Source organism: Stenotrophomonas chelatiphaga, from assembly GCF_001431535.1.
GTDB classification, from domain to species: domain Bacteria; phylum Pseudomonadota; class Gammaproteobacteria; order Xanthomonadales; family Xanthomonadaceae; genus Stenotrophomonas; species Stenotrophomonas chelatiphaga.
Window position 1 is genome coordinate 12,773 of sequence record NZ_LDJK01000037.1, and the last position, 25,106, is coordinate 37,878.

Genomic DNA, 25,106 nt, shown 5'->3' on the forward strand with positions numbered 1-25,106 from the left:
TGCAATCGTCCAGACTTTAGCAGTTCGCCGTCAGTCACAGCCGTTCAGCACGGGAAAATCTCGATTGCGTCAAATAAAAAGGCCCGCCAGACGTGCTGGCGGGCCTTCCACGTCAAGACGATGACTTACTGCGTGGCGAGCAGCGAGACACCGGAGAACGCCGCGTCACCGGCCAGCTTCACGTAGTACGTACCTGCTACCGGCGCGGTGATGCGCACGGTTTCGGCGTTGCCTGCACGGGTCGACTTGGCGGTGTACACCACGGTCGAGGTCCCGGTGTCCGCGCCCACGTGCAGCGACACATTGCCGGTGCCGCCGTAGGTGACGAAGCTGACCGGCTTGCCGGCCGCCGCCACGAAGCTGTACAGCTTCTCGCTGCCACTGGCACCGGCGATACCGGCCACGGCGACCTTGTTGGTCAGCGGCGTGGCGGGCGGCGCGCAGTTCTCGGTGCACGGCTCCTTCAGGGCTTCATCCAGCGCTGCCTTGGCATCGACGATGCCGGTGCCGATCGGCGTGCCGGCCGGGATGGTGACCGGGAACGCGCGGGCGGTCTTCTTCAGCAGCGTCTCCATTTCCGCCGGGGTCAACGGATCGCGGTCGGCATCGGCCAGCGCGCCCTGTACCAGGGCGGCCACGCCGGCGACATGCGGCGATGCCATCGAGGTGCCGGCCATGCCCATGTAGCTGTACGCACCGGAGGTCGGGGTGGTGGTGCCGTTGTACCCGGCCTGCCACACGTAGCCACCCGGATTGCCGTCGACACCGCCACCGCCGCCCGGGCCGGACAGGTCCACGACCGTACCGAAGTTGGAATAGGAGGCGATGCCGCCGGTGATGCGGCTTGCACCCACCGCGATCACGTTGCTGCAGCTGGCCGGGCGGAAGTTGGCTGCATTGGAGGCCGAGTTGCCGGCTGCCACCACCACGAGGGTGCCGCGCGACACCGCACCGTTGATCGCATCCTGGTACAGCGGGTCACAGGCCGAGCCGCCACCCAGGCTCATGTTGATGATGTCGGCAGGCGTGGTGTTGGCCGGAACCCCGGCCACCGTGCCACCCGATGCCCAGGTGATCGCGTCGGCGATGTCGGACAGGTAGCCACCGCACTTGCCCAGCACGCGCACCGGCAGCACGCTGGCCTTGTGCGCCACGCCGGCCATGCCGAGCGCGTTGTTGGTTGCTTCGGCAATCGTGCCGGCGACGTGCGTGCCGTGCCACGAGCTGTCGTCGGCCAGCGAGCCGTCGTAGCATTCGTTGTTGTTCTCGACCCAGTCACCCATGTCCAGCGCACCGGGGACGCGCTCATCGGTCGGACGGCGCGAGGTTTCGGCGTCACTGATGAAATCGTAGCCCGGCAGCAGCGCACCGCTGGCGAAGTCCGGATGCTGCGGCAGGATGCCGGTGTCCAGCACCGCCACCACCACGCCTTCGCCGGCAGCCACATCCCACGCCGCCGGCGCATTGATGCCACCGGTAGCGCTGTTCAGGTGCCACTGGTACTGCGCGTAGTACGGATCGTTCGGCACCAGCGCCGGCGTGGCATCGGCCTGCACGACGGCACGGGCGCGCGCCGGGGTGCCGGCGTCGATGGCATACATGCGTGCATCCGGCACGGCGTACTGCACCGCCGGGTCGGCGCGCAGTTCAGCCAGCACCTTGTCCAGGTCGGCGCTGCCCAGGCGGGTCTTCAGGCGGATCAGGTCGGCACCCACGCCAAGCCTGCGCACGACCTGCGGGCTGAACGCGGCAGCGCGGGCGCTGGCGGTCGAACGGTTGCCGGACAACGTGGCACGCGACAGCGCACCATTGACGACCGCCACCTTGGCAGCGCTGGTGCTCGCCGCGCTGGTGCCGGCCTTGTACTTGACGATGATGCCGTTGGTCGCCTGCTGCTGCGCGGCGGGGACCTGCTGGGGGGCGCTGACCTTCAGGTCGGCGGCCTGGGCCATGCCCGCACCCGTCGTCAGCGACAACACGGCGGCGGCGAGTACGTTGATGCGAAGGTTGTGCTTGTTGATCACGTCGAAATCCTCTTCTGGGTCGATGGTGGAACCAAACCTGCGGCCTTACTCCTTGCAACTACCCCTGGCTGGCCTCGCCAGGGTTGCCGTGACCCGCCCCCTCAGGCTTCACTGGCCGGTGGCGACCGCGCGGTCGCCACCGTGTTTCTTCGCTCGTCCAGGCGTTACCAGCCGAAGCCGGCACCGACGCCTACCGAGCTGTCATCACTGCTGAAGGCGCCACCGAAGGTCACCGTCGCGCGGTCGCTGACCGCACGCTGGTAGCCCAGTGACAACGCCGATTCGCCGCCCTGGAAACCGACGCCGACGCCGACCCGGTTCTGGGTACGCACGCCGGCCGCACTGGTGGCCATGTTCAGCATCGCCGCGCTCATCGCGCCCTGCTGGTCGATGCGGCGATCCATGTTGCGCAGCTTGCCGTCGACATCACCCTTGAACACGTCGAAGCTGTCGGCGACCGACTTGATGCGCGAATCGGTATAGCTGTTGGCCGAAGCCACGCCGCTGTCCAGCTGGCCCTTGTTGACCGCGTCGGTGGCCTGGGTGCCGGCGGCGACGTTGGTCACCTGGCGCTCGTTGCCGACGCTGCCGACCGACACCGAGTTGGCACGGTCTGCAACCGAACCCTGGCCCAGTGCGACCGAGTTGTCCGCCGATGCCGTCGCGCCCAGCCCGATCGCCGTGGCACCTGCGCCGCTGGCGACCGCGCCCTGGCCGACCACCGCCTGCGCGCTGGCCTGCGTGCTCGGGGTAGCGACCGGCAAGGCGCCACCGGCGGCGGTGGACGGTCCGTTGCCACCGGCGGCCGGTGACGGCGCGGTGCTGACCGGCGTGCCTGAAGCCAGGCTCTGCCCCAGGTTGGAGACCCGGCTGTCGAGCGCGGTCAATGCGTCACCGACATTGGTGTAGGTGTTGCCCTGGATGATGTAGTTCGGTGCGACGAACACGCCCTGCAGGCCGACGCTGGCGCCACCGCCCAGCATGCTGGCCGCATTGGCCAGCGACTGGAACAACTGGCCACCGTTGACGGCCTGGCGGCTGTCGCCGCTGATGCTGCCGGCGGCGATGTTGTCCACCACCGTGCCCTGCGCCCCGCCGAAGGTCAGCTTGCCGTGCTCGGAATCGTCATAGGCCAGGGTGTTGGCCTGGGTGGTCTGCAGGCCGCCGATGCGGCTGTCGATATCGCTGACCTTGGTTTCCACCGCACCCACACGCTGGTTGGTGCTGGTCAGCTGCGAACCGGTCACCGCATCGCTGCTGTCGGCGGTCAGGCGGCCTTCGGCCACGTTGACGATGCGACGGGTAGCCGGTGCACTGGCCCCATTGCCGCCGCCGACCGACACCACGTTGGCTTCCAGTGCCTGCGAACCGGCGCCCAGCGCGACACTGCGCGCGCCACTGGCAACCGCATCACCGCCGAGCGCCAACGAGCCGGAGCCGGAGGCGATGGCCGAATTACCGACTGCGGTGGCGTTGAACGCGCTGGCCTGCGAAAGGCCACCGACGGCCGTGCTGAAGTCACCGCTGGCATCGGCGCGGAAGCCGAGGCTGGCGGCCACGCTGCCGCCCGCGCTGCTTTCCGCACCCACGGCAGTGGCGGCATCGCCGGCAGCCGTGCTGAAGTAACCGACCGCCACCGATTCCACGCCCGATGCCTCGGACAGGGCACCGGCGGCGGTGCTGCCGGTGGCACTGGCCACGCTGGCCGCGCCGAAGGCCGAACTGGACTCCGCCGATGCACTGCTTTCGGCACCGCTGGCGGTGGCATATTCGGCCGATGCGGCCGCATTGGCGCCGCTTGCGGTGGCATTGGCAGCTGACGCCAAGGCATTGAAACCGACCGCCGAGGCATTGGCACCCACCGAGGTCGCGCCACTGCCCAGCGCAACCGCGCCATCACCGAGGGCATTGCTGGCTTCACCTGCGGCCAAGGCGTTTTCACCGTCGACGAGGGCACCGGCATCGCTGTCTTCGCTGCCGCTGGCGGCGAGGTATTTGCTGGCCGTTGCACCGGCCGCGGCCACCGCTTCCAGCTGGGCCAGGTTCACCGCATCGGTGGCCTGGCTGCCGGCAGCCACGTTGGTGATCTGCCGGGTGGCACCAGCGCCACCGACCGACACGCTGTTGTCGCGGTCGGCGATGGAATCGGCACCCAGCGCGACGCTGTTGAGCCCAGCGGAAGTCGCCGCGTTGCCGATCGCGGTGCTGTTGACCCCGGACGACCACGCGCCACCGCCTACCGCGGTGGAGTAGTTGCCCGATGCTTCGGTGGCATACAGCCCACCGAGCGTGCCACCGACGGCGACCGTGTTGGTGCCGCTGGCGATGCTGCCCTGGCCGGCCGCCGTGCTGTACGCACCGCTGGCCACCGAATCACCACCCAGGGCCACCGCATTGGAGCCGGAAGCGTTGGCGAAGCTGCCCAGCGCGGTGGTGTTGAACGCCGATGCCTGCGCGTAGCCGCCGACCGCCGTGCTGTAGCCGCCGGTGGCTTCGGCGGCGAAGCCGAAGCTGGCCGCCGTGGTGCCGATGGCCACCGCTTCGGAACCCACCGCCGTCGCGCCACTGCCATCGGCGGTGGTGAAGTAGCCCACGGCCACGGCCTCTTCGCCGCTGGCTTCGGCCAGCACGCCGCTGGCGGTGCTGCCGGCGCCGCTGGCCACGCTGCCGGCACCGAAGGCCGCACTCATTTCACCCGAGGCCAGGCTCTCGGCACCGTTGGCGGTCGCGTACTCACCGGAAGCAACCGCGTTGGCACCACTGGCGCTGGCGTTGGCCGCCGTGGCCTGCGCATTGAAGCCGCTGGCGCTGGCATTTTCACCCGATGCCAAGGCATTGAAGCCGACGGCTGCAGCGTTGGTTCCGATCGCGGTCGCGCCACTGCCAAGTGCAACCGCACCGTCGCCGATGGCGTTGCTGGCCTCACCTGCCGCCAGTGCATTCTCGCCTTCGACGAGAGCACCCGCATCGCTGTCTGCGCTGCCGCTGGCCTGGAAGTACTTGCTGGTGGTTTCCCCTGCTGCCGCCACGGCTTCCAGCTGGTCCAGGTTCACCGCATCGGTGCCCTGGGTGCCGGCGGCCACGTTGGTGACCTGGCGCTCGTTGCCGGCACTGCCGACCGACACGGTGTTGGCACGATTGGCCACCGAGTCGGCACCCAGCGCGACCGAGTTCACCGCACTGGCGGTGGAGAAGTAACCGATGGCCGTGCTCTGTTCGCCGGTAGCGAACGCCAGCGTACCGGCCGCCGTGGCGTTGTCACCGCTGGCCTGCGCACCCGCGCCCACCGCCGTGGCTGCTTCGCCGCTGGCCTCGGTGGAGATGAAGAAGCCCAGGCCGGGCAGCAGGTCGACCGGACCACCGATGGCCGTGCTGCTGGTGCCGGTGGCGACGGTCTGCGTACCGATGGCCGTGGAGTAGTCGCCGATGGCGTTGGACACCGCACCGAAGGCCGCGGATTGGGCGCCGGAGGCATACGCGCCCAGGCCGTAGGAGGCTGCACCGAAGCCGCTGGCAACGGCGCTGGCACCGACGGCGGTGCCGCCGAGTCCGGCACTGGTGGCGCCGGTATCCACCGGCACCCCGCCATTGGTGATCAGCGGATTGCCGTCCTCGTCCACGGCCACGCCGCCGACGGCGACGCTGCCCGGACCGGTGGCCTGCGCGTTGTTACCGAACGCGGCGCTGTTCTGCCCGGCGGCCAGGGCGTTGAAGCCCACTGCCGTGGCACTCTGGCCCACCGCGGCAGCCCCGCTGCCGAGCGCAGTCGCGCCATCGGCCAGTGCGTTGGACGCCTCGCCGATGGCCGTTGCGTTGGCGCCGGCCGCGAGGGCACCAGCGTCGCTGTCATCGCTGCCGCTGGCCTGGAAGTACTTGCTGGTCGCTTCGCCGGCGGCGGCCACCGCGTCCAGCTGGTCCAGGTTCACCGCATCGGTGCCTTCGGTACCCGCTGCCACATGGGTGACCTGGCGTTCGTTGCCGGCACTGCCCACCGCTACGCTGCGTTCGCGATCGGCGACCGAACCGGCACCCAGAGCCACGCTGTTGTCACCGGCAGCGCTGCTGCCCGCACCGACCGCGATGGCACTTTCGCCCAGCGCTTCGGAATTGGTACCGATGGAGATGCTGTTGATGGTATTGCCAAGCGCCTGGTAGCCCAGTGCGACGCTGTAGTCACCGTAGCCGAATGCCCCGCGTCCGACCGCCGTGGAGCTGGCGCCGTCGGCCCAGCTGTTGTAACCGATGGACGTAGCGCCGCTGCCGCTGGCCCACGCCGCCGGACCAAACGCCGAGGCATTGGTCGCCGTCGCCCATGCGCTGGAACCGAACGCCGTGGCGCCTGCCGCCGTGGCGAAGCTGTAGCCACCGACGGCGGTGCTTTCATCGCTGCTGGCCCACGCGCTGTCACCGATCGCCACGCTGTAGCCGCCGGTGGCGCGCGCCTTGTTGCCGCCGGCAAAGCTGTTGTCACCGGTGGCCTGTGCGCCGGAGCCGAAGGCGTTGCTGACCAGCCCGGTGGCCTGCGCCGCGTTGCCCACCGCCGTGGAGCCCGCGCTGGCACTGGTGCCGGTCAGCACGGCGCTGCCGTCAGCGTTGAAGATCGGCGAGTTGTATTCGTCATACGCCTGGCCGAGGCCACCGATGGCCACCGCGCCTTCGCCGCCGGCGCTGGTGTTGCGGCCCACCGCCACGCTGTCGTTGCCGACCGCAGAGGCGCCTGCTCCCTGCGCCACGGCACCCTCACCGATGGCATTGCTGGCCGAACCGGCCGCCAATGCGCCTTCGCCTTCGGCCCATGCGCCGACGTCGGTGCCGCTCTCCGGCTGTGCCTGGAAGTACTTGCTGGTGTTCTCCGCCCCTGCAGCAACCGCATTGAGCTGGTCCAGGTTCACCGCATCGCTGCCGTCGGTGCCGGCCGCCACGTTGGTGATCTGGCGCTGCAGGTCGGCGTTGCCGACCGACACACTGTCCGCGCGGGTGGCAATGGAGTCGGCACCCAGCGCCACGCTGTTCTCACCGCGTGACTCGGCGGCATTGCCAAGCGCGGTGCTGTTGGCACCCGGTGACCAGGCACCGCCGCCGACAGCGGTGGAGTAATTGCCGGATGCTTCGGTGGCGAGCAGGCCGAACAGCGCCCCACCCACCGCGACGCTGTTGGTGCCACTGGCGATGCTGGCCTGGCCGGTCGCGGTGCTGTAACCGCCACTGGCCACCGAATCGGCGCCCACCGCGACCGAACTGTCGCCCGTGGCCGCACTGCCGGTACCCATCGCGGTGGAGAAATCACCGGTGGCGTTGGACACCGCGCCGAACGCCGATGCCTGCGCGCCGCTGGCATAGGCGCCCACGCCGTAGGACGAAGCGGCGAAGCCGCTGGCTTCGGCGCTGGCACCGACGGCGGTGCCGCCCACGCCCGCACTGGTCGCGCCGGTATCCACCGGCACCCCGCCGTTGGTGATCAGCGGGTCGCCATTGGCGTCAACTGCCGCACCACCCACCGCCACGCTGCCCGGGCCGTTGGCCTGGGCGTTGTTGCCGAAGGCGGCACTGTTCTGGCCGCTGGCCAGCGCGTTGAAACCGACTGCCGTGGCATTGCTGGCCACGGCGGTTGCGCCGCTGCCAAGCGCGGTGCTGCCGTCGGCCAGCGCATTGGACGCTTCGCCGATGGCGGTGGCATTGGCGCCGGCGGCAAACGCACCGGCGTCGCTGTCGTCGCTGCCGGTGGCCTGGAAGTACTTGGCGGTGGTGTCGGCCACCGCAGCGACCGCATCCAGCTGCTCGAGGTTCACCGCGTCGGTGGCCTCGGTACCGGCGGCGACGTCGGTGATCTGGCGCTCGTTGCCGACGCTGCCAACCGCGACCGAGTTGGCGCGCACCGCTTCGGAATTGGCACCCAGCGCCACGCTGTTGGCGCCCCGCGCCGTGCTGTAGAAGCCGACCGCCGTGCTGTCTTCGCCACTGGCCCAGCTCTGCGCGCCGAGCGCGCTGGCGCGGTCGCCGGGTGCATAGGCGAAGTAGCCGATGGCCGTGGCCTGCTCGCCGGACGCTTCGCTCAGCGTGCCGCTGGCCAGGCTCAGGTCACCGCTGGCGATGGCACCGGCGCCCACGGCCGTGGCCGATTCGCCGCTGGCCTGGGTCTGTACGAAGTAGCCCAGGCCCGGGATCAGGTCCGCCGGTCCACCGATGGCCACGCTGCTGGTGCCGGTGGCGACCGATTCGGTACCGATGGCGGTGGAGTAATCGCCGATCGCATTGGACACCGCACCGAAGGCAGACGACTGCGCGCCGCCGGCGTAGGCACCCAGGCCATACGAAGACGACGCAAAACCACTGGCCTCCGCGCTGGCGCCGACGGCGGTGGCGCCCACCCCGGCGCTGGTCGCGCCGGTATCCACCGGCACGCCGCCGTTGGTGATCAGCGGGTTGCCATCGGCGTCCACCGCCGCACCACCGACCGCCACGCTGCCCGGGCCGTTGGCCTGGGCGTTGTTGCCGAAGGCGGCGCTGTTCTGGCCGCTGGCCAGCGCGTTGAAACCGACCGCTGTGGCATTGCTGGCGACCGCGGTGGCACCGCTGCCGAGGGCCGTGCTGCCATCGGCCAGGGCATTGGACGCTTCACCGATGGCGGTGGCGTTGGCACCGGCGGCGAAGGCGCCGGCGTCGCTGTCGTCACCGCCGGTGGCCTGGAAATACTTCGCCGTGGTGTCAGCGACGGCCGCCACTTCGTCCAGCTGCTCCAGGTTCACCGCGTCGGTGCCCTCGGTACCGGCGGCGACGTTGGTGACCTGGCGTTCAAGCCCGGCCGAGCCGACCGACACGCTGCCTGCGCGGTCGGCATAGGAACCACTGCCCAGCGCCACGCTGTCCGCACCTTCGGCCACGGCGCCGGCGCCCAGCGCCGTGCTTCCGTCGCCGAGGGCATACGATCCACTGCCGATGGCGGTCGCATAGCGACCCGCGGCTTCGGTGGCGTACTGGCCGCCGAGCGTGCCGCCGACGGCAACGGTGCCCTCGGCGGTAGCCAGCGCGGCATCACCCAGTGCCACGGCATTGGCGCCGGAGGCGACGCTGCCGGCACCGGCGGCGGTGGCCGACGACCCGGATGCGGAGGCGCTGCCGGTGCCGTTGGCCTGGAAATAGCTGGCGGTGGTTTCGGCGATATCGGCCACCGCGTCGAGCTGGGCCAGGTTGACCGCATCGGTGTCGGCGGTGCCGGCCTTCACGTTGGTGATCTGCCGCTCGCTGCCAGCGCTGCCGACCGACACGCTGTCGGCGCGCGTGGCGATGGAATCTGCGCCCAGCGCCACGCTGTTGCTGGCCGATGCCACGCTGCCTGCGCCGAGGGCGGTGCTGCTGGTCGCGCTGGCCTGCGCGCCGCCACCGAAGGCGGATGAAAGGGATTTGCTGGCGATGGTGTCGGCGCCGATGGCGACCGCGTACAGGCCGGTTGCGGCGCTGTTGTCACCCACGGCCACGGCGGTCGCACCGGAAACCACCGCGGTGCCGGTCACCGCGCACTGCGCCAGCGAGCCGTCTGCCAGCATGCATTCTTCGCTGCCACCCACTGCAACGGACTGGGCAAGGGCCGCCGGCGCGACCGCTCCCCATCCCAATGCCATCGCCAACGAGGCGCCCACCAGGATCGGACCACTGCCTCGGCGGCGCTTGTCGATGACGTTGCCGGGCTGGTCGGAAGAGGCCAGTTCCGAGGCCACGACCAGCTGTCCGAGTGCTTTGTTCCAGACCTTGCGATAAATCCGATTCATCTGAGTACGACTCCTGGTTGGACTGGTTTTCGGGCAAAGCAACGCCACCGCCGGGCGCAATGGCCCAACGTCCCCTGAGGGCGCTTGTTTCGCGTGATTTACTGCAGTTGCCGAACGGCGAGCAGCGGAACTAACAGCGGTGCGCGCGGTCCTGCGGGTGCGGCTGACTGAATGTTTCCAGAACGAGATAGAAGTTTAACGTGAACATTTCCTGACGTCAATACCTTGACGAAGAAAAAAGAAATGACGTGATTGCCTTCTCGGTTCCCTGCATTCATGTGAACGGGCTGTTATCCAGCGATGAACGCGAGGTGTGCCTGTTCACTCAGCGATCGGTGTTCAACGTCGCCCATTTCAACCAGGCATGAAAAAACCCGCCGGTTGCCCGGCGGGTTCTCAGTACGCCTGCGGATTGGCGCTGCGCATCACTGAATGGCGTTCAGCTGCACCATGCCCGTGCGTTGCGGAACATCCGCATCCACGGCGAGTCGCCCTGCCATTCAGCAGGCGCCCAGCTGAGGTTGAGCGCGCGCGGGGTGCGCTCCGGATGCGGCATCATGATCGTCACCCGGCCATCGGTGCTGGTCAGCCCGGTAATGCCGTCCGGCGATCCGTTCGGATTCAGCGGGTACTGGCTGGCCACGCTGCCGTCGCCGTCGATGTAGCGCAGCGATACGCGTGCAGCGGCCTGGTCCACGGCGGTGTCGAACACCGCGCGGCCTTCACCGTGGGCCACCGCCACCGGCAGCCGCGAACCGGCCATCCCGCGCAGCAGGATCGACGGCGATTCCACCACTTCCAGCAGCGAGGTACGGGCTTCGAACTGCTCGCTGGCGTTGCGACGGAACTGCGGCCAGTGCTCGGCACCGGGGATGATCGCCTTCAGCTGGCTGATCATCTGGCAGCCGTTGCAGACGCCCAGCGAGAAGCTGTCTTCGCGCGCGAAGAAGGCCGCGAACGCATCACGCAGCGCACTGCGCTCCAGGATCGAGGTCGCCCAGCCGCGGCCGGCACCGAGCACGTCGCCGTAGCTGAAGCCACCGCAGGCGGCCAGGCCGGTGAAATCAGCCAGGTCCAGGCGGCCTTCGATCAGGTCGCTCATGTGCACGTCAAACGCACTGAAGCCGGCTCGTTCGAAGGCGTTGGCCATTTCAACCTGGCCGTTGACGCCCTGCTCGCGGAGGATGGCGATCTTCGGCCGCACCCCGGTGTTGACGAACGGCGCCGCCACGTCCTCGTCGGCATCGAAGCCGAGCTTCGGCTTCAGGCCCGGCGCGTTGAACGCACGCGCGACCTGCCGTTCCTGGTCGGCGGTGTCCGGGTTGTCACGCAGTTTCTGCATGGCGTGGGTGACCGACCACCAGGCGTCGAACAGCGCCTCCCAGCGCCACTCGACCACGTTTTCGCCGTGCAGCGACACCCGCACCACGGGGGCGGTGGTCGGACGTGCGATGCGCTGCGCGCATTCGGTCAGGGCGTGGCGTTCGATCAGGTCGGCAAACGCCGCACGGTCTTCGCGCGCCACCTGCACCACCGCACCCAGCTCTTCGTTGAACAGGCTGCGGAACGGATCATCGCCCCAGGCGTCGAGCAGGATGTCCAGGCCCATGCGCGAGGCGAACGCCATCTCGCACAGTGCGGCGAACGCACCACCGTCGCTGCGGTCGTGGTAGGCCATCAGCAGGCCATCACGGCGTGCATCGCGGATCAGTTCGAAGAAGGCGCGCAGGCGCTGCGGGTCATCCAGGTCCGGCGCAGTGCCACCGAAAGCCGGCAGTCCGCCATGGTCGGCATGCACCTGGGCCAGGATCGAACCGCCCATGCGCTGCTTGCCGGCACCCAGGCCGATAAGCCACAGCTCGCTGTCCACATCACGCTGCAGCAGCGGCGTGAGCTGCTGGCGCACGTCCAGCACTGGCGCGAAGGCGGTGATCACCAGTGACACCGGCGACACGCTCTTGTGCGCCTGGCCGGCGTCGTGCCACTGCGCCTGCATCGAAAGCGAATCCTTGCCCACCGGGATGCTGATATCCAGCTGCGGGCACAGCTGCATGCCGACGGCCTTGACCGCGTCGTACAGCAGCGCGTCTTCGCCCTCATGGCCGGCAGCGGCCATCCAGTTCGCCGACAGCTTTACTTCATCCAGCGCATCCACCGGCGCGGCGCACAGGTTGGTGATCGCTTCACCCACTGCCATGCGTGCCGAGGCGGCGGCATCCAGCAACGCCAGCGGGGTGCGTTCACCGAGCGACATCGCCTCGCCCACCACGCCGTCGAAACCGGTCAGGGTGATCGCCACGTCTGCTACCGGCACCTGCCAGGGGCCGATCATCTGTTCGCGCGCGGTCAGGCCACCGACACTGCGGTCACCGATGGTGACCAGGAAGTTCTTGGCCGCCACGGTCGGGTGCGCCAGCACGCGCAGGCCGGCTTCATGCAGGTCCAGCCCGCTGGTCTTCAGCGCCGGCCAGCGCGGCGCCGGCGGATGGTTGGTATCGCGGTGCATCTTCGGCGGCTTGCCGAACAGCACGTCCATCGGCAGGTCGATCGGCGCGTCGGCCGGGGTCGCGCCCGGCGTGGCGCCGTAGGCCACCACCAGGTGCTGTTCGGTGGTCGCCACGCCAACGGCCGCGAACGGGCAGCGCTCACGCGCGCACAGCGCGGCGAATTCGGCCAGCCGTTCCTGGGCCACGCCCAGCACGTAGCGTTCCTGTGATTCGTTGCACCACAGCTGCATCGGCGACAGCGACGGATCATCGGTGGGCACCTTGCCCAGGTCGATCACCCCGCCCACGCCGGAATCGTGCAGCAGCTCCGGAATGGCGTTGGACAGGCCACCGGCACCGACGTCGTGGAAGAATTTGATCGGATTGTCCACGCCCATGCCGACGCAGCGGTCGATCACTTCCTGGCATCGACGTTCCATTTCCGGGTTGTCGCGCTGCACGCTGGCGAAATCGAGGTCTTCGGCACTTTCACCGGAGGCCACCGACGACGCCGCGCCACCGCCCAGGCCGATCAGCATCGCCGGGCCACCCAGCACGATCACCGCATCGCCCGCCTGCAGCGGAATCTTGTCGACCTGCACGCGGTCGATCGCACCGAGGCCGCCGGCGAGCATGATCGGCTTGTCGTAGGCGCGGGTGATGCCGCCTTCGGCCAGCTCGAAGGTACGGAAATAGCCCAGCAGGTTCGGCCGGCCGAATTCGTTGTTGAATGCGGCACCGCCGAGCGGGCCATCGAGCATGATGTCCAGCGCCGGGGCCATGCGCGGGTTCAGCGCGCGCGGCGCTTCCCACGGCTGCGGCAGGGTCGGGATGCGCAGGTGCGACACCGAGAAACCGGTCAGGCCGGCCTTCGGCTTGCCGCCACGACCGGTCGCGCCTTCGTCGCGGATTTCACCGCCGGCACCGGTCGCCGCGCCCGGGAACGGTGCGATGGCGGTGGGGTGGTTGTGCGTTTCCACCTTGATCTGGAAGGCGCTGGGCACGACCGCTTCGCTGCGGTACTCCCCGCTGGCCGGATCCGGGCGGTAACGCGCGGCCGCATGGCCTTCGATCACCGCGGCGTTGTCGCTGTACGCGCTGAGCGTGTGCTGCGGGGTCTGCTGGTGGGTGTTCTTGATCATCCGGAACAACGAACGATCCTGTTCCTGGCCGTCGATGGTCCAGCTGGCGTTGAAGATCTTGTGCCGGCAGTGTTCGGAGTTCGCCTGTGCGAACATCATCAGCTCCACGTCCGACGGTTTGCGGCCGAGCTGGCCGAAGCGCTCGCGCAGGTAGTCGATTTCATCCTGGGCCATGGCCAGCCCGAGGCGCTGGTTGGCGCCTTCCAGGTCGTCCAGCGCCACGCGTTCCAGCGCGCCGCGCGCCGGCGTGGAGAACAGCGTGCTGCCCTGCTCCACGGTATCCAGCACCGATTGCGTCATCGGGTCATGCAGCACCTTCACCAGCGCCTGCTGCGCGGCCGGATCGGTTGGCCAGCCCAGCACATCGATGCGCAGGCCACGTTCGACCCGGCTGACCGGCTGGCCCGCACCGCGCACCAGTTCGGTGGCCTTGCTGGACCATGGCGACAGCGTACCCAGGCGCGGCACAACGAAGCGCTGGATGGCGCCTTCGGCCACGGGCTCGGCCCGTTCGCGCGCTTCCAGGATCCGGCACAGGGTGGCGGCATCGGCCGTGCCCTTTCCGTCGGGCTGGATGAAGTACACCTGCCAGGCTCCGCTGATGCGCAGATCGGCGGCAATGGACTGCAGGCGGGATTCGAGACGTTCGCGGCGGAACGCCGACAGGGCGGGCGCGCCCTCGAGGACCATCATGTCCGGGGAACCGTGGTTGGGAAACGGGCCCGATAGTGTACCGGAAGCGGCGTGGCGGGCCCCGATGGCCGATAACTGGAGGCCGCCGCGCGGACCACGCGCAAAGGTGATCGTCCCCCGGCCCGACGAGCACGCTGCCATGCTTTCTGCTTCCGCGACCCTTCTGTCCACTACGCCAGGGCACCTGTCCTCGACCGCCCTGATTCGCCAGGGCCTGCGCCAGATCCGCGCGGCCGGGCTGGATCGCGGCCCTGCGCCCCGGCATATCGTCAACACCGGCCCAGGCCGGATCGCCGCGCATCGGCCAGACCCGGGCGGCCTGGCTGCCGTGCGTGAAAACGCGATGCGATTCTGGCGCCAGCAGGAGAACCCGCTCAGCCTGCTGGGCAGCGCGCCGAAGCCGAAGCCTTTGCCAGTGCGGCCGCTGTACGCAAGCCTGCCGCTGCCGCCCGCGCGGGTGTTCGCGCTGGCGCGGACGGGTCCGTGGAGCGCCCCTGCGCAGCCTGCCCCACCCCGAGTGGTCGGTGCGATCCTGAAGCGCCATGAACCCGGGCGGGCGCTGGAGGACCGGCTCGCCTCCCTGCCCGGCCCGCTGCACCGCGATCCTCGCCATCCGTTGGGCCTGATCAGCCTGCACGGCGTGCCACTGCTGGAGCGCAACATCTGCCAGGGCGACCGTCCGTGGCCCAGCCGCACCAGCACCAGCGTCGTGCATGGCACGGTTGCACGGGCAATCGCCTTGAAACAGGCGCGGGACCGCAGCAACGAGGGCGCGCCGTGGCGATCGACGACGGCGCCCCCCTGCGCGCATGACACCAGACCCGACTCGCCCGACAGTGGCCTGTCGATAGGGTCCGGCGATGAGGAGCTGCGCTCCGACGAAGCGCTCTGCGCACAGGCCGCCGCCTGTGGGCGCCAGATCGCCGCACGGCGCCAAGAGTGCCCGGACATGGCCCGCCTGGAGGACCTGCTGCGGGGACTGATCCCCACGCCATCGGCGCGCTGCCCGCATCCACCGCACCACTACCCCACCCGACCGCAGAAGCGCGAGCTGCATCCGTACGGCATTCATCGGGCGCTGATCGGCCTGCGCCGTTGAAGGGGGCGGTGGCCTGCGCGATTTCTGGCGGCGAGGCGGCGCTGCAGGTTCCACCCTCACCGTCCTTCCCACCGTGAGACAGCAGCATGATCGGCACTCTGTATTCAGCCCCCAACTTCGTCACGCGCACCGCCGCGAGCCTGCCCCGTCCCTGCCCGGGCAACCCGAGTGGATGGTTGCTGGGACGCATCGGCAACATCGCCACCCTGCCGCGCCAGCCCCAGCGGATCGAAAATTACCGCGCCGCTACACAGGCGTGGATGCCGCGCGCAGTGTCCCCGTTCGCAGGGACCCCGCAGGCGTCCACGACCGGACAGCGCAGGCTGTGCAGCTTCACCGGATTGCTGCTTGGCAACTCGGGCAGGTTCAATCCGGCGGATGTCGCTGCGCACCTCGGCAAGACGTCTCACCGGGCGCTCTGCGTGACTACGCCCGTGATGGTGGTCAGCGTCGCGGCGAGCCCGGCCGGGACGGCTGACCGCCCTGCATCGCCAGTGACCGCATCGCAGCCACCGCGTATCGCACCACCGGCCCTCGGCGATGCGCCGAATGCTGCCCCGACGACTGCTGGCGCAGCGTCTCCGCCCCCCCCAGCGCAGTCGCCGCGTGTCGAGCCGTCGATCAGCGGCGACTCGGTCTTGAGCCAGATTGCCGCAATCAGGAAGCAGTGGCAGGACGGCATGTTCGCCAGGCCCACCGGCGCGCTCCAGCCGCGGGGCTTTTCAGCGGAGCAGATCCAGGCCGAGATAAAGGCCGCGCGCAACGTCACCCTTTGAAGTGGACCACCGGCGGCGCACCTGCATGCGCGCCGCCGGCTACCCCGTTCTGCAGGAAAGCGCCATGCCAGCAACTTCAGTCGCCTCTCCGGTCCTCTACGCAACTGCGTCGCCCATGCACAGGGCGACCCCGTGTGTCACCCGGGCGGGCCGCCGCCCCATGCCACTGACGAACATGCGCAACGCGGAACCGGCTCCCTGCCGCTTCGCCCGCACCGGCGTTGCGCCTCCCCGCCCGGCAGATGGCAACCTGCACGCCCAGCCGCAGCACCTCGCAGCGGCAGTGCGCGATGCGCAGCATGGCCCGCTGTTGGTGGCCCCGCCGGATAGGCTGTGCAGGGCCACGTTTGACCGCCTTATCGGTGAAAGCGGTCTTTCGCTCAGACTGCTGTCCTGCCAAGCACTGAAGGACCTGCGGCAAGCGCTGCTCGCGGCTGCCGATGCTGATCGGACGCTGACAGCGGGAGAGAAATCCAGCCTGATCGCCGGACTGAACCTTGAGCTGCTCCAGCGTCCGCGCACCTGGAACGAGGGCATCGGTGACCTGCAGCCGCTCATCGTCAACGTGGCCGGATGGCCGCAGGGACGCGCCCTGCGCATCGTGGATACCGACCATGACGCGATCCATCTGTATCGCCCCGGCGAGCCCGAACAATGGCATCGCGGCAACGGGCCGGAGCTGCCGCCACCCGAGGACGACGAGATCATCCTGCTGCGGCATGGCAACCACTTCAGCCTGATCCGCCGCGACCAGGATCCGGTCATCGAGGACGTTCCCGCCAACGGCGACTGCTTCTTCAGCTGCATTTCCTCGGCCCTGCAGGCCGAAGACCGCGCCACCTCGAACCTTGACCTGCGCAGGCAGCTGGCCGACCTGATCTGGAGCAGCCCGGAGCTGCTGCTGGTGGCCAGTGCGCATGACGGCGCGCTGGCGCCCGCGCGTCCACTCCAACCCGCGCCCGTTGACGACTCGGTGGATGCCGCTGCGGTCGCCAGTCCGCAGACGCTCACCGCCGACCTGTCGACCGTTGCCCTGGACAGTTACCGCGCGGGGATGGCGTCGTACCTGGCCGGAGATGTCTTTGCACCGGACAGGCTTCAGCAGTTGCACGAGGCGCTGGTCGAGGGGGCCATGACAGTGCTGGGTGACAGCATGAGCGACCTGCCGTTGCCCCAGTTGGATGCCATCCGTTCGCAACTGGACGCGGCGTTTGAAGAATTCCGGGAGCAGAACAGGGAGGCGTTGGAGGCGATGCAGCGCAAAATTACCCGTTCGATCAAGCAGGCGCGCTCGTCCTAAGTGGAACGTATCGAGAACGTGCTGGCTGCGGGAGAGGGTGCTGCCAGAACTTGAACAAGCACGCCGCGAGCGCGGAGACCGACGGCGACGTTACTGTAGTCCGAAGTCAGGCCGCGGCGTCGGGGTCTTCTGGCGCGAGGGCAAAAAGCGCACTGGCGCACGGTTTCACATCCGATTAGATGACAACGTTGTCGTAACCGCCGCGCAGCACGCCGACGGTAGCATCCGGCCCCCTCAGTCGCCTGGCTCGGCGGCCACCGGTCCCGCGTCACGTGCGGCGCCACCCCGGCCCGTACGACAACCTGATTCGATCGGAGACACATCATGCATGACCCGATTGCACGCAGTGCCGCTCGTTCCGTCCGCCTTGCCCGTCATCGTCCTGCGTGGCTGCTGGCCCTGGCCATCAGTGGCGCCCTGCCCGCGTTGGCGCAGGCCGCCAACTGCAGCGGCGTGGCCCAGTGGGACCAGGCCAGGATCTACCGCGCCGGCGATACCCTGCAGAAAGGCGGAGTCCTTTACCAGGCAAAACAGGACATCTGGAACGCACAGCCGGACCATCCCGCTGGCGCTCCGTATTACACCAACCTGGGCGCCTGCGACGGCAGCGGCAGCAACCAGCCGCCGGTGGTCAGCCTGACCTCGCCGTCGAACGGCGCCACCTTCAGCGCCGGCAGCACGGTCACCGTCAGCGCCAACGCCAGCGATGCCGACGGCAGCATCAGCAAGGTCGAATTCTTCCGGGGTGGCAGCTCGATCGGCATCGACACCAGCGCGCCGTACAGCGCCAGCTGGGCCAATGCCAGCGCCGGCACGCATACCCTGCGCGCGGTGGCCACCGACAACAGCAACGCCACCGCCAGTACCGCCACCATCACCATCACCGTCAACGCCGCCGGTGGCGATACCACCGCGCCCAGCGTACCCGCCGGGCTTGCGGTGGGTACGCGCACGGCCAACAGCATCGCGCTGAGCTGGAATGCGGCCAGCGACAACGCCGGCGGCAGTGGCCTGGCCGGCTACGACGTGTACCGCAACGGCGCGCTGGTGGGTTCGCCATCGGCCACCGCCTATGTCGATGGCGGCCTGTCGCCGTCCACGACCTACAGCTACCGCGTGCGTGCGCGGGACAACGCCGGCAACGCCTCCGCCCAAGGCAGTACGGTCAGTGCCGCCACGCTTGCCGGCGGCGGTGATGGCACCGGCAAACGGGTCATCGGTTACTTCACCCAGTGGGGCATCTATGGCCGCAATTATCGGGTGAAGAACATCGACAGCAGCGGCTCTGCGGCCGGCTTGACCCATATCAACTACGCCTTCGGCAACGTGCGCAACAATCGTTGCGAGGTCGGCATCACCCAGCCATCGGATCCCAACACCGGCGCCGGCGGTGACGCGTACGCGGATTACAGCAAGTCCTTCGCGGCCGGTGAAAGTGTCAGCGGCAGCGCCGACAGCTGGAACCAGCCGCTGCGTGGCAACTGGAACCAGCTCAAGCAGCTGAAGGCCAAGCATCCCGGCCTGAAGGCACTGATATCGCTGGGCGGCTGGACCTGGTCGCGCGGCTTCTCCAGCGCCGCCCGCCCGGAGAACCGCCAGGCGTTCGTGGCGTCCTGCATCGATGCCTACATCCGCGGCAACCTGCCGGTCACCGATGGCGCAGGCGGACCCGGTGCGGCACTGGGCGTGTTCGACGGCATCGACATCGACTGGGAGTATCCGGTTGCCTGCGGCATCGCCTGCGGTGCACCGGAGGACAATGCCAACTTCACCGCGCTGCTGGCCGAGTTCCGCCGCCAGCTGGATGCGGTGCGCCCCGGGCTGCTGCTGACGGTGGCGGTCGGCGCCGGCATCGACAAGATCCGGGTCACCAATCCCGCCGCCTATCATCCGTACCTGGATTACATCAACGTGATGACCTACGACTTCCACGGCGCGTGGGACCCGCGGACCAACCATCACTCGGCGCTGTTCAATACCGCCGCCGACCCGTCCACCGGCGATCAGCTGCTGTACAACAGCAATGACGCCATCGAGGCGTTCCTCGCACGCGGCGTGCCGGCCTCGAAGTTGAACCTCGGCATCGGCTTCTACGGGCGCGGCTGGAACGGCGTGGGCGGCGGCAACAACGGCATGTACCAGACCGCCTCCGGTGCGGCGCCCGGCACCTATGAAGCCGGCATCGAAGACTGGAAGGTGCTGAAGAACCTGGGCTGGCCGACCTACACCGACGCCACCGCCGGCGCCACGTGGGCCTACAACGGCAACACCCTGTGGAGCTACGACACCCCCGCCAACGTGACCCGCAAGATGGGCTACGTCAAAGCGCAGGGCCTGGGTGGCGCGTTCTTCTGGGAGTTCAGTGGCGATGATGCGCAGGGCACGCTGTCACGCAGCATCAGTGATGGCCTGAAGTAAGCCCGGGACGGCTCTCCGCGCTCAGCGCGGAGAGCCGTCGTTGGCTCGATGGGCAGCTCAGTTCTGCCGCGCTGGAACCGAAGGCGGCGCACTGGCGGAGCGTGACAGCGCGGCACTGTCCAGGCGTCCATACGGCGTTGCCGGTGCCAGACAGAAAACGCGTGCAGGCGACAGCGGCCAGTTGCCGGATGACGCCTTGTTGGCCGACGGCGCCTTCAGGAATACGGCGTCGTCCTCTGCTCCCAGCGGCCAGGTTGCCGAGTCGTTGCTGTCGATGGACACCTGGCGGATGAGCTCCCGCCCACCGGCGCGCGTGGTGGCTCCGTCGTTGCTGGCCGCCGTCGTGGGGGCCGGCTGCGGTGGCCGGTTGCCGACGAAAGTGGGCGCAACGGAAATCGGGTGACCGCCTGCAGGCAGGGGCCGCGTGTCGAGCCTGGTCACCGTCTGGACGAGGGCAACAGGGGAAGAAGCAGGAATCATGGGCAGGTATCCGGCAAGGGGACCCTTACAATGCGCGACTGCGGCGGCGTCGACTTGCAGTTTTGCGGCACTGCGCCGCCGTTCACGGCGCCGGATGGCCCGGCGCCATGACCGATGTCCGCATCAGCGCGCGCGGCGGTCCAGTGCGGCCTTCAGCTGCGCCGGCGGCAGGTAGCCACCCAGCTGGGTGCCGTCTTCGGCGAAGATCGCCGGCGTACCATTCACGCCCAGCTGCTGGCCCAGTGCGTACTGCATGGCCACCGGGTTGGTGCAGTTCTTCGCTGGCACCGGGCTGCCCTGCTTGGCGGCGGTGAGCGCCTTGCGTCGGTCACTGGCGCACCAGACCGAGATCATGTCGGTGTAATCCTTGCTGCCCAGGCCCATGCGCGGGAAGGCCAGGTATTCCACCGTGATGCCGTTGCGGTTGAGCTCGGCAACATCCTGATGCAGCTTGCGGCAGTAACCGCACTCGATGTCGGTGAACACACTGATCGTGTGCTTGGCATTGGGCGCGGCGAACACGATGCGGTCACCGTGGTTGGCCTTCTCCAGCAGGCCGCGGCGATACGCCAGCAGGCCTTCGCTGTTGACCAGTGCCTTGGCCTGGATGTCATAGGGCTGGGACTGCATCAGGTACTTGCCATCATCGGACACGTACAGCACCTGGCCGGATACGACCACTTCACGGAAGCCCGGGAACGGCGCCGCACCGATGTAGTCGGGCTTGAAGTTGGGATCCAGCTGGGTCAATGCGGCACGGACACTCTGTTCGGCACCACCGCGTGGCGACGCGGCGGGGGCCGTCGTCGTTTTCGCGGCCGGCGGCGCGGGCTGCGCGCACGCACTGAGGCTGAGCATGCCGAACAGTGCGGCAGTAAGAACTCGGAACATCGGGGGCCCGCGGGATCATGAGGAAAGCAGATTCTCGCACAGCAGGGCTGAGCGTCGTGCGATGGGCTGCCGGTGTCGCAATCGCCCGAGCGATTGATGGAAGCTTTGATGAAACGCCTGCTGCAAGCTCGTTGCAAAACAATACGGGGCGCCTCCATGCAGATCCTCAGCCAGCTCGGATTGATGTTCCGGGCGACCGTTCTCAACCAGCTTGCCGCCAAGGTCAGGCTGGCCAGTTCGCACTATTCTCCCTCCCGGTTCAGCGCTGCATTGACGGGCATCGACAATCGAGAGCAACAGCTCGCCGACCGCTTCAGCCAAGGGCGCCTGAGCGTTGGCCAGCTGTACCACCAGGCCCGTCGGCTTGCCGACCAGGACGTGCTGCTCAATACGCGGCTGGGTCCTGAAAGTGATTGCGATGGGGCGGTCGCACGCCAGCCGGTAGCCACCGCATCAGCATTCCGGAGCGTCCTGGTCCGCGCCTATTGCGCGGCAGCCGACTCCAAGAAGCAGGAGCTGGGCGCCCTGCTGGCACCGGCCATGGTTCGTACGCGGGCGCGCTGCATGCTGGCTGACGCGGTGTGGAAGGGCCATATCACCGGTTCCACCGAACTGCTGGCCCAGGTCCGCCGGCAGGCGCACCTGGAAGCCGTCGACGCGGCGTGCCCGCTGGACCAGATGGATCAGGTGGAACGCCGAGCGGCACGCGACATCCTGTCCTTCATCGCATCCCAGCAACCGGACGGGCCGGTTGAAGCCTGGCAGCCCGTCCGCACGCTGCTGCAGGACCTCTCCACCGGGTTGCCATTGGCCACGTCGGCCCCTGACCCTGCGCTGCAGATACCGCCATCCTGGCTGCGGCTGGCCAACGGCGTGTGGGGCGCCCCCTGGCCCTGGCCCACGTATGAGCACTTCCGCGCCGAGGTCGCCGCCGCCGTGGAGGACGTAGTGGATCCGAGCGTTCGAGGGCTCGCGCAGGGCGACCAGCGTTGTCAGCGCACGTTCGAGCTGCTGGAGTACATCAGGCAGCGCGTCCCGAGGACCAGCGGACCTTTTGATCACCCATCACGTCCCCTGTGGGAGAACCAATCCGATCGCCTGGAGCGGGAGGTCGCAGCCGAGCTGGTCACGCGCCGGGCCGAAGGGGTCGCCCTGCATCGCAACGATTCGAGCGACGCCTGACCGATCAGCCGCGCGGATGGTGCCTGGCGTGCAGCTTCTGAAGGTGCTCGCGCGCCACCAGCGTGTAGATCTGGGTTGTGGACAGCGAGCTGTGGCCAAGCAGCATCTGCAGCGCGCGCAGGTCGGCCCCGCGGTTGAGCAGATGGGTCGCGAAGCTGTGCCGCAGTGCGTGGGGACTGATCCGCGCGATGTCGATACCCGCCACCAGCGCATAGCGCTTGACCAGGTGCCAGAACGCCTGCCGGCTGGGCGGGCGCAGGCTCGGTTCAATGAACAATGGCACCTGGCCGCCGGCGTCGGCGGGCACGCTGCGCTTGTTCGCCAACTGCGGCCGGGCTTGCTGCAGGTAACGCTCCAGCCAGTGCTGCGACTCTTCACCCAGCGGCACCAGGCGCTCCTTGCTGCCCTTGCCGGTTACGCGCAGCACGCCCTGGCGCAGGTTCACCGCGGTGGCCGGCAGGCCCACCAGTTCGCTGACGCGCAGGCCGGCGGCGTACATCAGTTCCAGCATCGCGCGGTCGCGCAGGCCCAGCGCCGTATCCACGTCGGGGGCCGCCAGCAGCGCATCGATCTGGCTTTCCGCCAGTGCCTTGGGCAGCAGCCGTGGCAGTTTCGGCGGGTCCAGCAGCGCGGTCGGGTCATCGCTGCGGGCACCACGGCGTACGCTGTCGGCGAAGAACGCGCGCAGGGCCGACAGCAGGCGGGCGTTGCTGCGCGGAGACCAGCCGTGGCGGGTACGCCAAGCCAGATAGTCGAACAACCCGGCGCGATCGACGCCGGCAAGGCCGCCGACCTGTCCACTGCGCCAGCGCGCCAGCCCTTCGAGGTCGCGCCGGTAGCTGTCCACGCTGGCCCGTGCCAGGCCGTGTTCGGCCCAGGCCGCATCCAGGAACCGGGTGATCGCCACCGAATCGGCGGCATCCAGTTCGGGTAGCGCCTGGACCAGCTGGCGGCGTTCTGCGGGTGTGGAAGCAACGGACATGCGGGCAGGATACGCGGCGCGCAGCACACCCCACCAGCATTGCGTATGCTTCCCCGCATGGCTGATCCGCATGATGCCCCCGCCGCCCCTGCTGCTACCGCGGTGCGCCCTGCCGCGCTGCTTGGCTGGCGCCTGCTCGCCTTGCTGTACGACCTGTTCCCGGCGCTTGCGTTGTGGATGCTGGCCGGATCCCTGTTCGTCATCGCGTTCACCGTCACCGGCCATGCCACGCACGAAAACATCGCCCCTTTCAGCCGCTGGCAGTGGGCGCTGTGGGCGTGCTGCTGGGTGCTGACCGGACTGTACGCCACCTGGAGCTGGCGCCGCGGCGGCCAGACCCTGGGCATGCGGCCGTGGCGGATCGCGGTCACCGGCGATGATGCGCAGGCACCGTCACTGCGCGCGTTGTGGGCACGCTATGCGGTTGCCAGTGTGTCCCTGGGCCTGGCCGGACTGGGCTTCTGGTGGGCCTTGGTCGACCGCGACCGGCTGACCTGGCACGACCGCGCCAGCGGCACGCGGATGATCCGCCGGCCCAGGCGCTGAGGTCCGGCGGCGTGGCTGAACCAACGCCGCACTGTCATCAAGCCGTCATCGATCCACGATAGATCGCAGGGCGGCACGCTGCGTAGCCTGTGCGGCCAATCCGTTCGATGCCGTGATGATGATGCGCCTGCTGCTGGCCTGCGCGTGCCTGTGGCTGGCCGCCTGTTCTCCTACTGCTTCCACCTCGCTGAGCGAACGCCTGGTGTCTCCGGGCGGCGCCTCGCCGTTGCTTGACCAGGCCCATATCGCAGCCACCATCGCCACCCTGCCGAACCGGAGTGGCTACGTCACCAGCCGCGAACACGTGCGCCTGTTCTGGCGTGCTTTCGATGCCGGCGATCATGGCCTGCGCTACCGCTATGCGCGCCCGCGCCATGAAGGCGGTGAGCCGCTGGACATGGACCTTCGACTGGAGCCGCCGCGGCCGTTCCATGCGCAGGCGCCGCGCGGCACCGTGGTGGTGCTGCACGGCTGGATGATGAGTGGCGATGCAATGCTGCCGTGGTCGCTGCAGCTGGCCCAGTCCGGCTATCGCGTCATCACCATCGACCTGCGCAACCATGGTCACTCGGGCGGTGGCCCGGCGGGGTATGGAACGGTGGAATCGGACGAGGTGATCGAGGTGATCCGTGCCTTGCGTGCCCGCGGTGAGGTGCAGGGTCCGTTGTATCTGTTCGGGGTGTCCTACGGCGCGGCGACCGCGCTGTTCGCCGCCGAAAAACTGGGGGACGACGTACAGGGTGTCGTGGCGATGGAGTCCTTCGCCAACGCCGGCGATGCGATCCGCAGCATGATCCCGCACCTGCTGGCCAGCCAGCCGCGTGGCTGGAAGGCACAGGCCGTGGCGGCGTATGCCCGCTGGCGGTATGCCGACCAGGACATGGACGCGGTGATCGCCGCAGCCAACCGGCGGCTGGGGGTGGACCTGGACCAGGTGGACGTCGGCCGTGCGGTCGCCGCCAGCCGCGCCTGCGTGCTGTTGCTGCACGGTGACCAGGACCAGCATATCCGCGTGGACCAGGGGCGGCGGCTGGCGCAGGCGAGTCCGCGTGCGCATTACATCGAAATGCGCGGCGAAGATCACATCACCCTGCCGATGCGGATCGATCTGCTGGGTGGCGTGGTGGACGACTGGATGTCGCGTGATGTGTCTGCCCCGGACGGCCTGTGCCCTGCGCCGCGGACGCCGGTCGAGGCGAATTTCATGGCGCTTGCCGGCGGCGTGGGTGGGTCGAACGGGTGAGACCCCCTCGCGGGTTTCGGTTGTTGGGCGGCTTCTGGGGTGGGCCGGGCGGTGGGGCTGGGTCGAACGGGTGAGACC

At 68.8% G+C, this 25,106-nt stretch carries 13 protein-coding genes; 7 read left to right on the forward strand and 6 right to left on the reverse strand.

Annotation, left to right across the window (positions count from 1 at the left end; all coding sequences use genetic code 11):
* Nucleotides 1–125: 125 nt before the first annotated feature.
* The 3 genes from ABB28_RS09200 to purL form a co-directional block, all read right to left on the reverse strand.
* Nucleotides 126–2,024 carry a S8 family serine peptidase gene (locus ABB28_RS09200; protein ID WP_057508343.1) on the reverse strand — a complete coding sequence of 633 codons (1,899 nt, stop codon included), beginning with the start codon at nucleotides 2,022–2,024 and terminating at the stop codon, nucleotides 126–128.
* Nucleotides 2,025–2,188: 164 nt separating this feature from the next.
* Nucleotides 2,189–9,790, reverse strand: a complete 7,602-nt coding sequence (locus ABB28_RS09205; protein WP_083491985.1) for an ESPR-type extended signal peptide-containing protein — start codon at nucleotides 9,788–9,790, stop codon at nucleotides 2,189–2,191.
* Between the two features lie 439 nt (nucleotides 9,791–10,229).
* Entirely contained in the window at nucleotides 10,230–14,111 is a 3,882-nt protein-coding gene (gene purL, locus ABB28_RS09210; RefSeq protein WP_057508344.1) for a phosphoribosylformylglycinamidine synthase, read from the reverse strand.
* A gap of 139 nt (nucleotides 14,112–14,250) precedes the next feature.
* On the opposite strand from purL, the gene ABB28_RS09215 reads away from it, so the two are divergent.
* From ABB28_RS09215 to ABB28_RS09230, 4 genes are all read left to right on the forward strand, one after another.
* Entirely contained in the window at nucleotides 14,251–15,210 is a 960-nt protein-coding gene (locus tag ABB28_RS09215) for a hypothetical protein (protein ID WP_057508345.1), read from the forward strand.
* 86 nt (nucleotides 15,211–15,296) lie between these two features.
* Entirely contained in the window at nucleotides 15,297–15,986 is a 690-nt protein-coding gene (locus ABB28_RS09220) for a hypothetical protein (RefSeq protein ID WP_057508346.1), read from the forward strand.
* 25 nt (nucleotides 15,987–16,011) lie between these two features.
* Complete coding sequence (locus ABB28_RS09225) at nucleotides 16,012–17,286, forward strand: OTU domain-containing protein (RefSeq protein WP_161809862.1); 1,275 nt, start codon at nucleotides 16,012–16,014, stop codon at nucleotides 17,284–17,286.
* Between the two features lie 324 nt (nucleotides 17,287–17,610).
* Nucleotides 17,611–19,704 (forward strand): glycosyl hydrolase family 18 protein, encoded by a 2,094-nt coding sequence (locus ABB28_RS09230; RefSeq protein WP_057508348.1) that lies wholly within the window; start codon nucleotides 17,611–17,613, stop codon nucleotides 19,702–19,704.
* A gap of 57 nt (nucleotides 19,705–19,761) precedes the next feature.
* Here ABB28_RS09230 and ABB28_RS18125 read toward each other — a convergent pair whose 3' ends face one another.
* Entirely contained in the window at nucleotides 19,762–19,986 is a 225-nt protein-coding gene (locus ABB28_RS18125; RefSeq protein ID WP_161809863.1) for a hypothetical protein, read from the reverse strand.
* 321 nt (nucleotides 19,987–20,307) lie between these two features.
* Nucleotides 20,308–21,075, reverse strand: coding sequence for a thioredoxin fold domain-containing protein (locus tag ABB28_RS09240; protein ID WP_057508350.1), 768 nt, complete (start codon nucleotides 21,073–21,075; stop codon nucleotides 20,308–20,310).
* Between the two features lie 108 nt (nucleotides 21,076–21,183).
* On the opposite strand from ABB28_RS09240, the gene ABB28_RS09245 reads away from it, so the two are divergent.
* Nucleotides 21,184–22,257 (forward strand): hypothetical protein, encoded by a 1,074-nt coding sequence (locus ABB28_RS09245; protein WP_152983436.1) that lies wholly within the window; start codon nucleotides 21,184–21,186, stop codon nucleotides 22,255–22,257.
* A gap of 4 nt (nucleotides 22,258–22,261) precedes the next feature.
* On the opposite strand, the gene xerD is transcribed toward ABB28_RS09245, so the two are convergent.
* A complete protein-coding gene (gene xerD / locus ABB28_RS09250; protein ID WP_057508354.1) occupies nucleotides 22,262–23,239 on the reverse strand; it encodes a site-specific tyrosine recombinase XerD in 978 nt (325 codons plus the stop codon).
* A 57-nt stretch (nucleotides 23,240–23,296) separates the two neighbouring features.
* Here xerD and ABB28_RS09255 point away from each other — a divergent pair, with 57 nt between their 5' ends.
* Together ABB28_RS09255 and ABB28_RS09260 are read left to right on the forward strand one after the other, a co-directional pair.
* Nucleotides 23,297–23,785 carry an RDD family protein gene (locus ABB28_RS09255; protein ID WP_057508355.1) on the forward strand — a complete coding sequence of 163 codons (489 nt, stop codon included), beginning with the start codon at nucleotides 23,297–23,299 and terminating at the stop codon, nucleotides 23,783–23,785.
* Nucleotides 23,786–23,900: 115 nt separating this feature from the next.
* Complete coding sequence (locus ABB28_RS09260; RefSeq protein ID WP_057508352.1) at nucleotides 23,901–25,028, forward strand: alpha/beta fold hydrolase; 1,128 nt, start codon at nucleotides 23,901–23,903, stop codon at nucleotides 25,026–25,028.
* Nucleotides 25,029–25,106 lie beyond the last annotated feature (78 nt).

Bases quoted from the DNA above. Each gene is read 5' to 3' on its own strand.
- ABB28_RS09255 (WP_057508355.1), top strand. From the start codon at position 23,297: ATGGCTGATCCGCATGATGCCCCCGCCGCCCCTGCTGCTACCGCGGTG.
- ABB28_RS09205 (WP_083491985.1), bottom strand. From the start codon at position 9,790: ATGAATCGGATTTATCGCAAGGTCTGGAACAAAGCACTCGGACAGCTG.
- ABB28_RS09215 (WP_057508345.1), top strand. From the start codon at position 14,251: ATGCTTTCTGCTTCCGCGACCCTTCTGTCCACTACGCCAGGGCACCTG.
- ABB28_RS09225 (WP_161809862.1), top strand. From the start codon at position 16,012: ATGCGCGCCGCCGGCTACCCCGTTCTGCAGGAAAGCGCCATGCCAGCA.
- ABB28_RS09245 (WP_152983436.1), top strand. From the start codon at position 21,184: ATGAAACGCCTGCTGCAAGCTCGTTGCAAAACAATACGGGGCGCCTCC.
- ABB28_RS09220 (WP_057508346.1), top strand. From the start codon at position 15,297: ATGATCGGCACTCTGTATTCAGCCCCCAACTTCGTCACGCGCACCGCC.
- xerD (WP_057508354.1), bottom strand. From the start codon at position 23,239: ATGTCCGTTGCTTCCACACCCGCAGAACGCCGCCAGCTGGTCCAGGCG.
- ABB28_RS09230 (WP_057508348.1), top strand. From the start codon at position 17,611: ATGCATGACCCGATTGCACGCAGTGCCGCTCGTTCCGTCCGCCTTGCC.
- ABB28_RS09260 (WP_057508352.1), top strand. From the start codon at position 23,901: ATGATGATGCGCCTGCTGCTGGCCTGCGCGTGCCTGTGGCTGGCCGCC.
- ABB28_RS09240 (WP_057508350.1), bottom strand. From the start codon at position 21,075: ATGTTCCGAGTTCTTACTGCCGCACTGTTCGGCATGCTCAGCCTCAGT.
- purL (WP_057508344.1), bottom strand. From the start codon at position 14,111: ATGATGGTCCTCGAGGGCGCGCCCGCCCTGTCGGCGTTCCGCCGCGAA.